This is a genomic window from Niveispirillum fermenti, assembly GCF_052474395.1.
Genome location: NZ_CP156681.1, coordinates 2,928,394 through 2,943,803, shown reverse-complemented (window position 1 = coordinate 2,943,803; position 15,410 = coordinate 2,928,394). Strand labels below are relative to the sequence as shown.

General features: G+C 67.0%; 12 protein-coding genes. 6 read left to right on the top strand and 6 right to left on the bottom strand.

The window, feature by feature from the left end:
• Positions 1 to 10 precede the first annotated feature (10 nt).
• The gene (locus ABC728_RS24865; protein ID WP_416621681.1) at positions 11 to 1,051 is read left to right on the top strand and encodes a patatin-like phospholipase family protein; all 1,041 of its coding nucleotides are present in this window, start codon (positions 11 to 13) and stop codon (positions 1,049 to 1,051) included.
• Here the strand turns inward: ABC728_RS24865 and ABC728_RS24860 are convergent.
• The 3 genes from ABC728_RS24860 to ABC728_RS24850 form a co-directional block, all read right to left on the bottom strand.
• The gene (locus ABC728_RS24860; RefSeq protein ID WP_416621682.1) at positions 1,017 to 2,435 is read right to left on the bottom strand and encodes an FAD-binding oxidoreductase; all 1,419 of its coding nucleotides are present in this window, start codon (positions 2,433 to 2,435) and stop codon (positions 1,017 to 1,019) included. The two genes, ABC728_RS24865 and ABC728_RS24860, sit on opposite strands and share 35 nt — an antisense overlap.
• A 4-nt stretch (positions 2,436 to 2,439) precedes the next feature.
• The gene (locus ABC728_RS24855; protein ID WP_416621686.1) at positions 2,440 to 3,396 is read right to left on the bottom strand and encodes an L-threonylcarbamoyladenylate synthase; all 957 of its coding nucleotides are present in this window, start codon (positions 3,394 to 3,396) and stop codon (positions 2,440 to 2,442) included.
• 170 nt (positions 3,397 to 3,566) lie between these two features.
• Positions 3,567 to 3,998, bottom strand: coding sequence for a VOC family protein (locus ABC728_RS24850; RefSeq protein WP_416621683.1), 432 nt, complete (start codon positions 3,996 to 3,998; stop codon positions 3,567 to 3,569).
• Positions 3,999 to 4,093: 95 nt separating this feature from the next.
• Between ABC728_RS24850 and parA the strand changes: the two genes are divergently transcribed.
• On the top strand, positions 4,094 to 4,738 hold the full coding sequence (parA, locus tag ABC728_RS24845) for a ParA family partition ATPase (protein ID WP_416621684.1): 645 nt from the start codon (positions 4,094 to 4,096) through the stop codon (positions 4,736 to 4,738).
• Positions 4,739 to 4,837: 99 nt separating this feature from the next.
• Positions 4,838 to 5,907, top strand: a protein-coding gene (locus ABC728_RS24840; protein WP_416622370.1) for an IS630 family transposase whose coding sequence is annotated in 2 segments (ribosomal slippage) — positions 4,838 to 5,327 and positions 5,327 to 5,907 — 1,071 coding nt in all. Because the reading frame shifts where the segments join, the coding sequence is not laid out codon by codon here.
• 167 nt (positions 5,908 to 6,074) lie between these two features.
• Here ABC728_RS24840 and ABC728_RS24835 read toward each other — a convergent pair.
• Complete coding sequence (locus ABC728_RS24835) at positions 6,075 to 7,298, bottom strand: GAF domain-containing sensor histidine kinase (protein ID WP_416620033.1); 1,224 nt, start codon at positions 7,296 to 7,298, stop codon at positions 6,075 to 6,077.
• A gap of 83 nt (positions 7,299 to 7,381) precedes the next feature.
• Positions 7,382 to 7,846, bottom strand: a complete 465-nt coding sequence (gene bcp, locus ABC728_RS24830) for a thioredoxin-dependent thiol peroxidase (protein ID WP_416620034.1) — start codon at positions 7,844 to 7,846, stop codon at positions 7,382 to 7,384.
• 97 nt (positions 7,847 to 7,943) lie between these two features.
• Between bcp and ABC728_RS24825 the strand changes: the two genes are divergently transcribed.
• Together ABC728_RS24825 and ABC728_RS24820 are read left to right on the top strand one after the other, a co-directional pair.
• On the top strand, positions 7,944 to 8,492 hold the full coding sequence (locus ABC728_RS24825; protein ID WP_416620035.1) for a DinB family protein: 549 nt from the start codon (positions 7,944 to 7,946) through the stop codon (positions 8,490 to 8,492).
• 86 nt (positions 8,493 to 8,578) lie between these two features.
• Complete coding sequence (locus tag ABC728_RS24820; protein WP_416620036.1) at positions 8,579 to 9,121, top strand: DinB family protein; 543 nt, start codon at positions 8,579 to 8,581, stop codon at positions 9,119 to 9,121.
• A 15-nt stretch (positions 9,122 to 9,136) separates the two neighbouring features.
• Here ABC728_RS24820 and ABC728_RS24815 read toward each other — a convergent pair whose 3' ends face one another.
• Complete coding sequence (locus tag ABC728_RS24815) at positions 9,137 to 12,082, bottom strand: bifunctional [glutamine synthetase] adenylyltransferase/[glutamine synthetase]-adenylyl-L-tyrosine phosphorylase (protein WP_445376666.1); 2,946 nt, start codon at positions 12,080 to 12,082, stop codon at positions 9,137 to 9,139.
• 119 nt (positions 12,083 to 12,201) lie between these two features.
• Between ABC728_RS24815 and ABC728_RS24810 the strand changes: the two genes are divergently transcribed.
• The gene (locus ABC728_RS24810; RefSeq protein WP_416620038.1) at positions 12,202 to 15,375 is read left to right on the top strand and encodes a YhdP family protein; all 3,174 of its coding nucleotides are present in this window, start codon (positions 12,202 to 12,204) and stop codon (positions 15,373 to 15,375) included.
• The last annotated feature ends 35 nt before the right edge of the window (positions 15,376 to 15,410 follow it).

The following is a 15,410-nucleotide window of genomic DNA, read 5'->3' as shown; positions in this document are numbered from 1 at the left end:
GGAGCCGACCATGGTATTCAAACGGATCATACGGCGTCTGGAAGGCCTTCGGACGGCCGGTTCCAATCGCCCTGGCGGTATTGCGCTGGCCTTGCAGGGTGGCGGCTCACTGGGCGCCTTCACCTGGGGCGTTCTGGATCGTCTGTTGGATGAACCTGATTTCCGCCCCTCCAGGTTGAGTGGGGCATCGGCCGGGGCCGTCAATGCCGCGGCCTTTGCTGCCGGCTGGGCTACGGACGGCCCCGAAGGGGCGCGGAACGGGCTGGATCGGGTCTGGCGCCGGGTCGGGGAATGCGGGGTCGGCTCGCTGGGCTTCTGCCCTACCTGGGCGCAGAGCGGTTTGACCCATGCCGTGAACAATGCGGCCTTTGCCATGGCGACACGGTTCTTCTCGCCCTATGCCCTCAACCCGCTGGGCTTCAACCCGTTGCGGTCGATCCTGCTGGAGGAGGTGGACTTTCAGGCGTTGCGGCTGCCTTCGGCCCCGCCCCTCATCATCTCCGCCACGCGGGTCAGCGACGGTCAGCCCCAGCTTTTTGGCAATGAAAACGTGGACATCGATTCGCTGCTGGCCTCCACCACATTGCCCACGCTGCATCAGGCCGTGGAAATCGAGGGCGAGGCCTATTGGGACGGGGGCTACACGCTGAACCCGCCCATCCGAGCGTTGCTGGACGGCCCTTCCGTCGGTCAGGTGCTTGTGGTGCAGGCCATGGCGAACTGCACCGATGCCACGCCGCGCACCGCGTCGGCGATTCGCGAGCGGTTGAACCAGATTACCTTTTCCCGTCCCCTGGAAGCCGAGATCGCCCTGGTGCGCGAGGTGCTGAGCCATGGTGAGGGGCCGGAACAGCTTGATATCCTGTCCATCGATCCGCAGGCGCCGGGTCTGGATGATCTGACAGGCCTGCGTATCGACATGGATTACCTGCTGGCCTTGAAGGCGCATGGGCGGGCGCAGGCGGCGGCTTGGCTGGAACCACGGCCGGCGACGGGGAAGGAGGAAGTGGTCGCCGTCAGGACGGCGGCAGCATCTTCCCCGGATTCATGATCCCCGTCGGGTCGAGCAGTTCCTTCAGGGATCGCATCAGGTCCAGTTCCACGGGATCCTTGATGCGGACCATCTCTCCCGCCTTCAGGTTGCCGATGCCATGTTCGGCACTGATGCTGCCGCCATGTGCCAGGGCGCTGGCATGGATCAGGCCGGCGATGGCCGGCGCGTGCGCCAGATAGGCGGCGGTGTCCATCCCGGCGGGGCGGCCGACATTGAAATGAATGTTGCCGTCCCCGACATGGCCGAACGGGTAGGGCCGGATGCCCGGCATGTACGCGGCGACGGCGGCCAGCGTGGTCGCCACGAAATCGGGGATGCGGCTGACGGGGACCGATATGTCGGTATGCACGGCGCCGCCGATCTTGCGCCCGATCTCGGGCAGGCTTTCACGGATCAGCCACAGCTTGCGGGTCTGTTCCAGGCTGTCGGCGAAGATGGCGTCGGTAACGAAACCTTGCTCCAGCGCCGTCTCCAGCACGGCTTCCACCTGCCGCCGCAGCAGCGGTCCCGCCATGCCGCTGCCGGCCTCCATCAGCACGTACCAGGGTGACGGTTCTGCCAGCGGGTCCTGTTCCCGCCCCAGTATGTCCCGCGACCCGTCGAAGGTGAAACGAGGCATCAGTTCGAAGGCCGACAGGCTGTCGCCCGTGCCGGTGCGGGCCAGGCCCAGCAGGGCAAGGGCGGCGGCGGGGTCGGGCACGGCGACCAGCGCCGTTTCCACCTGTCTTGGCCTTGGGTACAGCTTCAGCGACGCGGCGGTGATGATGCCAAGGGTGCCTTCGGCCCCCAGGAACAGATGCTTCAGATCATAACCGCTATTGTCCTTGCGCAGGGTGCGCAGCCCGTTCCAGACGCGGCCGTCGGGCAGGACCACCTCCAGCCCCAGGACAAGGTCGCGTGCATTGCCATAGCGCAGGGTGAGGATGCCACCGGCATTGCTGGACAGGGCGCCCCCCAGCATGCAGGTTCCCTCCGACCCCAGCGACAGGGGCAGGTATCGGTCTGCGGCGGCGGCGGCGGCCTGCAGGTCGGCCAGGACGCAGCCTGCCTCCGCCGTCAGCGTGTGGTCCGCCGGATCCAGCGCGCGGACACGGTTCAGCCGGCCCAGATTGAGAATGAGCGACCCCATCCCCGGTATCGCCACGGTGCCGCCCACCAGGCCCGTATTGCCACCCTGCGGCACCAGCGGCACGCGATCTTGCGCGCAGAGGCGGGTGATGGCCGCAACCTCCGCCGTGCTGCCGGGGCGCAGGACGGCCAGCGGCCGGCTTTCCTGCCGCCGGCGCCAGTCGAAGGCATAGGGCGCCATGGCGTCGCCCGTCAGCACATGATCGGGGCCGATCAGGGCGGCGAGCCGGCCGGGCAGGTCGTCCCGCATCATCGGTTCAGCCCCGCGGCGCCGCGGCGCGGCGCAGCCGGTCGTTTATCGCGGCGCCCAGCCCCCTGTCGGGGACGGGCATGACGGCGATGCCCGACAGGCCGGGCCGGTCCAGCGCCCGCAGCATCGCGAAGAGGTTGGCCGCCGCCTCCGTCAGGTCGCCGGTCGCGGACAGGTTCAGCCGCACCGCGCCGCCGCGCAGGAACTGATCGGGGCCGAAGGCCAGCAGCGCCTCGTCGGCTGCCACATCGGTCGCATCCAGCCGCACGGGCAGGCCGGGCGCGTAATGGCTGGTCATCATGCCCGGCGCCTTCACCCCATCGGCCGCCGTGGCCAGATCGACCGGGCCCAGCACGGCTTCGAGTTCCTCCTTCGTCACCGAACCGGGGCGCAGCAGCAGGGGGCGTTCCCCCGTCAGGTCCAGCACCGTCGATTCCACGCCGATGGTGCAGCGCCCGCCGGCGAGGATCAGCTTCAGCCGGGCGCCGCCGCCATCGGGAAACTCGTCCGCCACATGCATGGGCGTGGTGGGGCTGACATGCCCGGAACGGTTGGCGGAAGGGGCGGCGACGGGGCGGCCGCAGGTCCGCAGCAACGCCTGTGCCACGGGATGGGCGGGGCTGCGCAGGGCCACGGTATCCAGCCCCGCTGACACCAGCAGCGACAGGCGTGCCGCCGGCCGGCGCGGCAGCACCAAAGTCAACGGGCCGGGCCACCACAATTCCATGGCACGGCGCGCACGCTCATCGACCCTGGCATAGGCATCGGCCGCGGCGGCATCGACCACATGCACGATCAGCGGGTTGAAGCTGGGGCGGCCCTTGGCGGCGAAGATCGACGCGACGGCGGCGTCATTGCCCGCATCCCCGCCCAGGCCATAGACGGTTTCGGTCGGCAGGGCCACAAGACCGCCCGCCGCCAGGATACCGGCCGCCTCGGCATAGGCGGCCGGGCCGGGCGGCATCACGCGCGGACGGTCGGTATGCGGCGGCGGGACCGGCGGCGCATGGTCATGGGTGGGATCGTCGCAGCAATGATCGTGGGGCACGGGTTCGGGTTCCTGACGGTATCGGGCGCAAGGATAGACCCTGGCCGTTCCCCGATCACGGGCTTTCCATGCAAAGCCCGGCCGCGTCAGGCAAGGCCCGGCTTCAGCGAGAAGACCACGCCCCAGCCGTCCGGATCCTCGAAACAGATGGCACGCGGGTGCCAGTAGGGGTTTTCTGCGGTCACGGGCACGCCGCCGCGCGCCTGGATGGCGGTGGCCACCGCGTCCAGCCCGGCCCGGCTGTCGACATAAAGGACCAGCAGATTGTCGCGGGTGGGTGCGGGGCAGGGGCTGCCGTCCCGGTGCTGGGTGAATTCAAGATGCACATCCCAGCCGGGAAGCCCGATCATCACCCCGTCATAGCCCGCATGGGTACCGTCGTCGGTCCAGCCGCCGATGACGGGCAGGCCGATCACGTCGCGATAGAAGGCGGTCACCGCGGCCAGCCGGTCGGTGGGCCGTGCCACGCGCAGACGGGTGACGGGCAGGTGCCCGGGCCAGGGGGTGGGATCGATCATGATGCGCATATCCGGTTGTTGCGGTGCGATACTTGCCGCGCCCGCCCCTTGCGGGCACACTGCCGGCGATCACTGGTCGAACCGAAGGATCGGGCATGGCGGGGCGCGTCATCACCATCGCACAACAAAAGGGCGGGGCTGGCAAGACCACGCTGGCCATCCATCTGGCCGTCACCTGGGTGCTGGCCGGACGGTCGGTGGCCCTGGTCGATATCGACCCTCAGGGCAGCCTGTCGGCATGGTACGGGCAGCGCCAGTCGCTGATGGGGCCGGAACAGACCGGCCTGACCCACCTGCAGATTTCCGGCTGGCGTACCCAGCGGGAGGTGGAGCGGCTGGCCAGGACCCACGACATCGTGGTCATCGACAGCCCGCCCCATGCCGAAACCGATGCCCGCATCGCCGTGCGCACGGCATCGCTGGTTGTGGTGCCCGTGCAGCCCAGCCCCATGGACCTGTGGGCCACGCGGCCCACGCTGGATCTGGCGCTGGCCGAAAAGCGACCGGCGCTTCTGGTGTTGAACCGTGTGCCGGCGCGCGGCCGGCTGGTGGATGCCGTGGCGGAAAAGGCGGCGGAATTGGGTGTGCCGGTGGCGACGGCCCATCTGGGCAACCGCATCGGCTTCGCCGGATCGCTGATGGACGGGCTGACCCTGGCGGAAACCGACCCGCGCTCGAAAGGTGTGGAGGAACTGGCGTTGCTGGCCGCGGAAATCTGGGCCGCGGCCCCTCAGGACTGATACCAGCGGCTTGAAAATCTGACTCTCCTGGTTGGAAGTAGGATTCCGGTTTTGTTGAGTTTGTGATTCCCTGTGCGTGCGAAGGTATGGGAGGGGATGATGGCAGCGCCGGTGAAGGTTACGTGGCCTGGGCTTGGCCCTGAAGACCTGCGGGTTCGGGCGCGTCGAGAGGGCGATCCTTCGGTTGTGAGGCGTCTTTTGGCTATCGCGCTGGTTCTGGAAGGGTCCAGCCGGGAGGCAGCGGCGTCTGCTGGCGGCATGGACCGTCAGACGCTCAGGGACTGGGTTCACCGGTACAACGAGCGGGGGCCTGTGGGGCTGTCGGACGGCAAACATACGGGTCGGCGGGCCTTGCTGACGCCCGAGCAGCGGACCCAGGTGGCGGCTTGGGTGAAGGCAGGGCCTGACCTGGCTGTGGACGGTGTGGTCCGATGGCGGCGGGCGGACCTGGCGGCCAAGGTGAGCACCGAGTTCGGGGTGACATTGGCGGAGCGTACCGTTGGAGAATTGCTGCGACGCCTGGGCTTCCGGCGCCTGTCCGCCCGGCCACAGCACCCGCGCCAGGATGCGGAAGCCCTTGAAGCGCATAAAAAAACTTCGCCGACCTGATCCGCGCTGCCATCCCCGACCATGCCCGCAGCAAGCCGATAGAGGTCTGGTGGCAAGACGAGGCCCGCGTTGGCCAGCAGGGTACCCTGACCCGGGTTTGGGCCGCCAAGGGCTCGCGGCCCCGCCGACCGAAGGACCTGCGCTACGAGTGGGCCTATCTGTTCGGGGCCGTCTGCCCGGCCCGCGATATCGGCGCGGCGCTGATCCTTCCCACAGTAAACGCCAAGATGATGAGCCTGCATCTGGCCGAGATCAGCAAAATGGTACGCCCAGATCATCATGCTGTCGTCGTCCTGGACGGTGCTGGATGGCACCAGCAAGGCGGGACCCTCATCGTCCCTGATAACATCTCGCTCCTGACCTTGCCGCCATACTGTCCAGAGCTGAACCCCGTGGAAAATATTTGGCAATATCTCCGTCAGAGCTTCCTATCCAACACAGTCTACCAGTCATATCAGGACATTCTCGACGCTTGCTGCAACGCCTGGAACAGCCTCAGCGATGAAAAAGGCCGCATAAAGTCAATCGCCCAAAGACAATGGGCATCGGTCATTAATTAATGCCGCTGGTATGATACTATTTTGCGGTGATCAGAACCTATAGGTTCTGATCACCGTCCTCAACCGCCGGCGCCAACATTCGTTGGCTTGGCTACGCCGCACGTGCGGTGCTGTGGCGGTCGCCGCCGGACCAATTTGCGATGAGTTCTACTCATCGCAAATTGGTATCAGGCCGGCACGAACGGCAGGCGCAGCCAAAAGCGGCTGCCGTCGCCTTCGGCCGGCTCGTACCCGATGGTGCCGCCCATCGCCTGTGCCAGTTGGCGGCAGATGGCAAGCCCCAGGCCGCTGCCGCCGAAGCGGCGGCTGTGCGAGGCGTCGGCCTGGTAGAAGGCCTGGAACAGCCTGTCCCGCCGCTCCGGCGCAACACCGATGCCGGTATCCACCACATCGGCCCGCAGCCATGACCGCCGGTCATCCTGCGCGTCAAGGCGGAGCGTGACGGTGATGCCGCCCTTGTCGGTGAACTTGGCGGCGTTGAACAGCAGGTTGCCCAGAATCTGCTGCAACCGCAGCCCATCGCCCCGCAACCGGTCCGGCAGGCGGGGGTCGATCGTCAGTTCCAGTGACAGACCCTTGTCCTGGCACACCTTCTCCACAAGCCGCTGACTGCGCTGCGCCACCTCGGCCGGCCGAAAGGGCCGGTCCTCCAGTTCGACGGTGCCGGATTCCAGCTTGGCATAATCAAGCGTGTGGTTCAGCAGGTGCAGCAGGTCGCGGCCCATCTCATGCACGGTGCGGGCATAATCACCCAGCGGTTCGGGCAGGCCGGCACGGTCCAGCAACTCCCCGAAACCCACGATGCTGTTCAGCGGTGTCCGGATCTCGTGGCTCATCACGGCCAGGAAGCTGGCCCGCGCACCGGCCATGCGCTCCGCCGCCTCCCGTGCGGCCGCAGCGTCCCGCAGGGCCCGGTCCAGGGCAAGCTGATCCATGGCGATGCCGGCCAGGGTTTCCAATGTCTCGACCTGTTCCGGTCCGAAATCCAGCCGGGGGCGTCTGTCCAGCACACAGAATACGCCCAGCGTCTGTCCGGCGGGCGTGCGGATGGGCGCGCCCGCGTAGAAGCGCAACCCGTCAGCGGCGGCCACGGCGGGCAGGGCCGCGAACCGGGGATCGGCGGACAGATCGCCCATAACCAGGGTGCCGTCCTGCACCACCAGATTGCACAAGGATGTTTCGCGGGGCATGCGGACGGCGTTGATGCCGTCCGCCGCCTTCGGCCACATGTCCGTCGCGTCGATCAGGTTGACCATGGCCATGGGGATGCCGAATTTCCGGCGGGCCAGCCGGGTCAGCCGCAGGAAGCGCGGATCGGGCCCGTTATCGGGCCCGACATAGGCGGCAAATTCCTGCAGCCGCAGCTTTTCCAGCAGATCGCCGACAATCATGGTCCAGCATGCTCCGCCCGGTCTGGTCACAGCTTGGGCGTCGATGGCCCGGGGTGTCAATCGGCCAGGACCCCAGCGGAAGGTTATAGTTCCTGCGCCGCCTTCAGCACGGCATCCACATGGCCGGGGACCTTGACCTTGCGCCACACCCCGCGCACCACGCCATGCTTGTCGATCAGGAAGGTCGACCGTTCGATCCCCATGTATTTGCGGCCATACATGTTCTTTTCCGTCCAGGCGCCATAGCGTTCCGTCACATCGCCATCCTTGTCCGATGCCAGGATGAAGGGCAGGTTGTACTTGGCCTTGAACTTGTCATGGCTGGCCACGCTGTCCTTGGAAATGCCGATAATGGTGGCGTCCACCTTCTGGAACTGCGGCAGCGATTCGCCAAAGCCGCAGGCCTGTGCCGTGCAGCCGGACGTGTCGTCCTTCGGATAGAAATAGACGATCACGTTGCGGCCGCGCAGGTCCGACAGGCTGACGCTGCCATTGCCGTCGGTCGGCAGGGTGAAATCGGGCGCGGATTCGCCGATGGTGATGGTCATGGAACAGGTCCTTCGGGGATAATGGATCACGCCAAAGGATTTAGATGCCGGGCGCGAGTGTCAACCCGCCCGGCCTCAGGATGAAGGGAGGGATCCCATGATCAGCGTGGATTATGTGCGGGCCATGGTGGCCTACGGCCATTGGATGAACACCCGGATGATGGCGGCCTGCACGGGCATCCCCCCCGCCGACCGCGGCCGTGACCTGGGGGCCTTCTTCGGGTCCCTGCAGGGCACGCTGGACCATATCCTGTGGGCCGACCTGATCTGGATGAGCCGGTTTGAAGGCACCGCTGCGCCCAGCCCGGCGTCGGAAACGCTGTTTTGTCCCGACTGGGATGACCTGGTGGCCCGCCGCGCCGCGGCGGATGCCCATATTGCTGCCTGGGTGGAGCGGACCGTCACCCCGGAATGGCTGGCAGCGCCGCTGACCTATGTCACGCGCTTCAATCCGCACCGCTGGACCCTGCCGGCCTGGGTGCTGGTCACCCACATGATCAACCATGCCACCCATCATCGCGGGCAGGCCAGCACCCTCATGATGCAACTGGGCGTCGATCCCGGTGTCACGGACCTGCCGGCCCTGCCGGGCCTGTTCGACGGATCGCTGGGGGTCGCGGCAACGCGCGACGCGCTTGCCGTCTGACCTGACTGTTTCGGGTAACAGGGACCGCCGCTATGCCCTATGCTGCCCCCTGCCGGGAAAAGCGCTTCACGCAGGGAGGACAAGGCATGATCAGCGCCGACTATGTGCGGACCATGGTGCGCTATGGCGGTTGGATGAACCAGCGGATGATGGTGGCCTGTTCCACCCTGCCGGCTTCGGAACGGGAACGTGACCTGGGGGCCTTTTTCGGGTCCCTGCACCGCACGCTGGACCATCTGCTCTGGGCGGATCTTATCTGGATGCACCGGCTGATGGGGACCCCGGCCCCTGCCGCCGGCATCAATGAACATGCCTTCCCCGACTGGGCTGAACTGGTGGCCCGGCGTGCGGCGGCCGATGGCCTGATGGCCCGCTGGGCGGGGGAGATGGTGACGGATGCCTGGCTGGCCGCGCCCTTCACCTATGGCAGCAAGGTCGTGGGCCGCCGCCGCACCATGCCCGGCTGGGTGCTGGTGACCCATGTGCTGAACCATGGCACGCATCATCGCGGGCAGGCGACCACCCTGATGAAGCAGTTGGGTGCCGATCCTGGGGTCACCGACCTGCTGGTCATGCCGGCGCTGTTCGACGGGTCGCTGGGGATCACGGCGACGGACGAGGCGATATAGCCCGTCCCCCGCGCTTTACGCCGTGGCCGTGCCCACGATCCGGTCGAAGGCCGCCTTCGCCCCGGCGGCCTTGTCGCGCAGTATCTGCTCGATCCGTTCGAACGGCGTGCCCTCGGGCATGTCAGGCAGGGCGGCGCGGGCCAGGCCTGCCTTCAGGCCGGCCGGCGCCCTGGCCGCGTCGAAGCCGCTTTCCACGGTCAGGCGCAGGAAGCCCTGTACACGCCGCCAGGTCTTGTGCGTATCGATCAGCAGCTTGGCTGTCTCCACATCCAGATAGGCGCTGTCGCCCAGCCAGGCCAGCGCGCCCGTGGTGTTGGGGTCGATGATGTCCGGCTTTTCCGGCGCGTGCAGCAGGGTCAGGTATTGGGCGATGAACTGGATATCGATCATGCCGCCGCGCACATATTTCACGTTCCAGATGTCGTCCGTCCGGTGCTGCTGGTCGATCCGTGTGCGCATCGACGCCACATCGGTGCGCAGCTTTTCCCTATCGCTGGGCCGGGTCAGCACGGCGCGGATCTCCTCCGCCAGTTTCCGGCGCAGCCCCTCCGGTCCCGTCACCGGCCGGGCGCGGGTCAGGGCCATATGTTCCCAGGTCCAGGCGCTTTCCCGCTGATAACGGGCGAACCCGTCGAAGCTGACGGCCAGTGGCCCGGCATTGCCGCTGGGGCGCAGGCGCATGTCGACCTCGTATAAAGTACCCTCAGCCGTCTGGGCCGTGATGGCGTTGACCAGCCGCTGCGTCAGCTTGATGTAGTAATCGTTGGGCGATAGCGGCCTGTCGCCATCGGATTGGGTGACCCCGTCCGGCACCTCGTAGACGGTGATCAGGTCCAGGTCGGACCGCAGCATCAGCGATCGTGCCCCCACCCGGCCCAGGCCCAGGATGGAAAGTCCGGCCCCCGGCAACCGGCCATGGCGTCTGGCGAATTCATCTTCAACCGCCTTCTGCAGGCCGGTCAGCGCCACTTCCGCCACCTCCGTCAGGAAGGCGCCCAGCCGGTCGGCATCGCTGACATGGCGCAGGATGTGGACACCGGCCCGGAACTTGTGCTCGCTGACCCAGCGGCGGGTCAGGTCCAGCACCTCCTCGAAATAGCGGGCACCGCCGACCAGCGCCTCGAATCCAGCTTCCAGTTCCTCCCGGTCCGGCAGGGTGCCGAAGAAGCCGGGCAGAAGCACGGCGTCCAGCGCCTGCGGTCGCCGGGCCAGTTGTTCCGCCAGGCGCGGCGCGGTGCCCATCACCTCTGCCACCAGGTCCAGCAGATTGGGATTGGCATAGAACAGGCTGAACAATTGCACGCCGGCCGGCAGCCGGCTCAGGAATTCATCGAACTTCAGGAAGGCCTGATCGGGATGCGGCGTCTTGGCGAAGGCTGCCAGCAGCGTGGGCACCAGTTCGGTCAGCAACTCCCGTGAGCGCTGGCTGCGCGTGGCCCGGTAGCGGCCATGATGCCAGGCCCGGATCTGTCCCGCGACGGCCGACGGGTTGGCATAACCCATCGACCGCAATGTCTCCATGGTCTCCGGGTCATCCTCGGTGCCCGTGAAGACCAGGTTGCCGGAACCGGACAGCGCCGGGCTTTCGGCGAACAGGCGGTCGTAATGGTCCTCCACCACCGTCAGGGTGGCCATCAGCTTTGCCCGGAAGCTCTGCGCATCGGCAAAGCCCAGGAAGGCGGCGATGCGGTCCACGCCCTCGTCCGTCCTGGGCAGTTCGTGGGTCTGCTGGTCATCCACCATCTGCACCCGGTGTTCCACCGTGCGCAGGAACCGGTAGGCGGCGGCAAGGTCGTCGGCCACCTGCCGTTCCACCCGGTCGGATGCCACCAGGGCGTACAGCGTTTCCACCGTGCCGCAGGTGCGCAACGACCGGTCGCGGCCGCCGAAGATCAGTTGCTGTGTCTGGGCGAAGAACTCGATCTCACGGATGCCGCCACGCCCGATCTTGATATTGTGGCCGTTGACGGTCTTTTCCCGATGGCCCTTGTGGGTGCCGATCTGGCGCTTGATGGAATGAATGTCCTGGATGGCTGCGAAATCCAGGTTCCGGCGCCAGATGAAATGCCGGATGATGTCCATGAAGCCCTGGCCCGCCGCCAGGTCGCCGGCCACGGGCCGCGCCTTGATCATGGCGGCCCGTTCCCAGTTCTGGCCCAGGCTGCTGTAATAGGCCTCCGCCGCCGAAACGCTGACCGCCACGGGCGTGGCACCGGGATCCGGGCGCAGGCGCAGATCGGTGCGGAAGACATAGCCGTCGGCCGTGCGCTCATCCATGATGCGCACCAGTTCGCGCGTCACGCGCACGAACAGCTTCGTCATCTCCCCGTCCGGAACCTGTACGATGCCATCGTCGTACAGCACGATCAGATCGATGTCGGACGAATAATTCAGTTCGCGCGCCCCGAACTTGCCCATGGCCAGCACGATGAAGCCGCTGCCCTTTTCCGCCTGCCCGATATCGGGCAGGACCAGCTTGCCGCTTGCGGCGGCTTGCCGCAGCACCAGACGTGTGGCCAGTTGCAGGCTGGCCTGGGCGAAGTCGGACAGGGCGCCGGTCACCTGTTCCAGCGTCCAGTCGCCGCCCATGTCGGCCAACCCGATCAGCAGGGCGGCCCGCCGCTTGGCGATGCGCAGCGCCTTCATCAGGCGGTCGCTGCCTGTCTCTCCGCCATGATCACGCCACAGACCTTCAAGAAGGTCGGCGAAAGCCGCGTCGAAGCCCTTGTCCAGGATGGTGCGGAAGAAGCCCATTTCCCGCACCAGGGCCGCCCCCAGAAAGGGGCTGTTGGCGAAGACCGCCGCCAGAACGGCGCGTCCTTCGGAACCCGCGGCATAGGAACGGGCGAATTCCGCGAGATCGGGGTCACAGCCGGGGCCGGCCGCATCGTGCCAATGTTCCAGGCCGACGGCGGCACGTTGCGGATCACCGAGGCGGGGGAGGGATTCTTGATTGAACATCATGTGTCTGCCGGGCTATCCCAACCTGTACGCGGGCGGCGGTCAGACTGCGCCGCGTGTGTGTACAAGGTCAAGCCGCCCGTAACCGCCCGGCCTCCGGTGCCGGAGAACCGAGACTGATGCTGCGTCGCACCGCCCTTGTCCTGCTGGAACTGGTTGCCGGGCTTCTGTTGATGCTGCTGGTGGGGGGCGGCTTCCTGACATGGCGCCTGGCACAGGGGCCGATGCAGATCGATTTCGTCACCCCCTATCTGACCCAGGTTTTGAGCAGCGATGGTGTCGTCCAATTGGAGGTGAAGGGAACCGAACTGGCCTGGGCCGGGTTCGGGACGCCCATCGATATCGGGGTCTTGGGGGTGGAGGCGCATGGTGCCAGCGGCGCGCTGCTGGCCGCGGTGCCGGAAATGCGCCTGGGCCTGTCGGTTCCGGCCCTGCTGCGCGGGCGTGCGGCGCCGACACGGATCGACCTTGTCGAACCCGCCCTGTATGCCGAGCGTCTGCCCGATGGCAGTTTCCGCCTGGATGTCGGCAGTGACGGTGACGATCCGGGCGCCGGCGCCCGGATCCTGGCCGACCTGATCGAGGCCATGCGTAGCCCGCCCGATCCGGAAGCCGCCATGGGTGCGCTGCATGATCTGCGCATCACGCGCGGCCGGCTGGTCGTGGCCAACCTGGCGACGCAGACCACCTGGCAGGTGCCCCGGCTGGATTTGCGGCTGCGCCGCGACGTGACGGGTGTACGCGGCCGCATGTCGGCCGATATCGACATGGGCGGACAGATCAATCAGGTGGCCGCGGACGTGGCCTGGCGGGCAGACGATGGCGGCATCACCCTGCGCAGCGAGATGACGGACCTGTCCCCGGCCGATTTCGCCGATATCGCGCCCGTGCTGCATCCGCTGCGCGGGCTGGAGGTGATGCTGGCCGGGTCGGTGCTGCTGGAACTGGATGCCGATCTGGCGCCGGTCAATCTGGTGCTGGGCCTGACGGGGGGCAAGGGCCGGCTGTCGCTGCCGGGGCAATTGCCGCAGCCGCTGGATTTCGATCATGTGGAACTGCATGGCACGCTGGACGATGCCGGCCGCCGGCTGGTGCTGGACCGGTTCAATCTGGAAATGCCGGGGCCGGCGGAACTGACCGTCACGGGCACGGCGCATCAGCATGACAAGAATATCGATGTCGCGCTGACCACGGAACTGACGGGTCTGCCCATGGCGGACCTGCCGAAATACTGGCCCGTCGGCGTGCAGGAGAATACCCGCAACTGGATGGTGGCGAACCTGGCCGATGGCATGTTCGACCGGACGGTCTTTACGCTGGAAGGCGCCGGTCCCGTCGATCACCCCGAGGCGTTCCACGTCTCGCGGATGGTCGGTGACTTTGCCCTTTCCGGCTTCACGGTCCATTACCGCCGGCCCTTGCCGCCCGTGACGGGCGTGTCGGCCACGGCCCGGTTCGATGGCAAGACCTTCGATATCGACGTGCATGACGGTACGCTGCTGGACCTGAAGGCGGGGCCAGGCACGATCCGTATCCTGGGGCTGGACACCGACGTCACGGACAGCATCGATATCCGGGTTGCCCTGGAGGGGCCGCTGGCCTCTGCCCTGACCGTCCTGGACCATCCGCCGCTGGGCTATGCCGCCAAGGTCAATCTGGTGCCGGAAATGGCCGGCGGCCATGCGCGGGCCGATCTGCATTTCGCCTTTCCGCTGGTTCACGACCTGACCATGGACATGGTGGACCTGCATGGCGAGGCAACGCTGACCGATGTGTCGATACCCGACATCGTGGCCGATATTTCCGCCACGCAAGGGGCCGTGCAACTGACCGTGACGGGGCAGGACCTGCGCATGGCGGGTACGGCCCTGCTGAACGGCGTGCCCGCCCAGGTCGAATGGCTGGAAAATTTCCCCGCCGACGCCCCCATCGGCACCCAGGTGCGTGTACGCGGGCAGGTGGATGACGAGCAGCGCGGCCGTTTCCACCTGGATTTCCCCGACTGGCTGAACGGTCCGGCCGGCATCGACATGACCTATACCAGCGAGCGCAAGGACGGGCAGCGGGTACAATCCATCCAGGCCGAGCTGGATCTGACACCGTCCGTCCTGCGCATCGATCTGCTGAAATGGCGCAAGGAGGCGGGGCAACCCGGCCAGGCCCGCGGCACGGTGCGCTTCCATGACGGCAAGCCCCTGCTGATCCCCGCCTTTGTGGTGACGACGGAAGCCTTGACGGCCATCGGGTCCCTGACCCTGCGCGAGGCCGATTACGGTCTTTCCCACCTGAAGCTGGACCAGTTCAAGCTGGGGGAAAGCGATGCCGTCATCGATATCCGCGATACCGATGGAAAAGGCGGGCTGGCCATCGATGTGCGCGGCGCCAGCTTCGACGCCCGCCCCCTGCGCAGCCGGGAGAAGGGGCCGGATGGCCGGCCGCTTGTGCCGGAACCGGTGGATGTGGACGCGCCCAAGCCGCCTTTGTCCATCACCTTCGATCTGGGTCGCGCCGTCATGGGGGATGAGGGGCGCGAAATCCGCAACGCCCGGGGCCGCATGGATCGCGATACCCGCATCTGGTATCGCACCGAACTGGATGCCGAGGTGGGGGAGGGAGGTCGCCTGACGGTGCATTACGCGCCCGATCCGGCCGACGGGCGCATCCTGACCCTGGCGGCGGAAACCAACGATGCCGGCGCCACCCTGCGCGGATTGGACATCATCAGCCAGCTTAAGGGCGGGCGGCTGGCGCTGACCGGCCGCAGCAATCCCGATGATCCCGCACAGGCCATCGCCGGCAAGGCCGAACTTACGGATTACCAAGTGCAGGATGCACCCGTGCTGGCCCGTCTCCTGTCCGCCGCGTCGCCGCGCGGCTTTGCCAATTTCCTGTCGGGCCAGCCCATCGCCTTTTCCCGGCTGACGGGCGACTGGCTGTGGCACAAGGACGGTATCACCCTGCGGGATATGCGCACCTCCGGCTCGCAGGTGGGGTTGACGCTGGAAGGCAATGTCGACCTGAAGCGCGACCATGTCGCCCTGCAGGGCACCATCGTGCCGTTCACCACCGTGAACAAGCTGCTGGGCGTGATCCCGGTGCTGGGCGATCTGCTGATGGGTGGGGAGGGGCAGGGGCTGTTCGCCGCGACCTACAGCGTCAAGGGGCCGGCCAGCGACCTGTCGGTCGGGGTCAATCCGCTGGCCGTGCTGGCGCCGGGTTTCCTGCGCAACCTGTTCTTCCTGTCCCAGCCCGAGGGGGAGGAAATGCCAAAGGAAGGCAAGCCGAAGCATTGACGTGCCCTTCAGCGCCCTCTCCTGGCGGGGGCGCG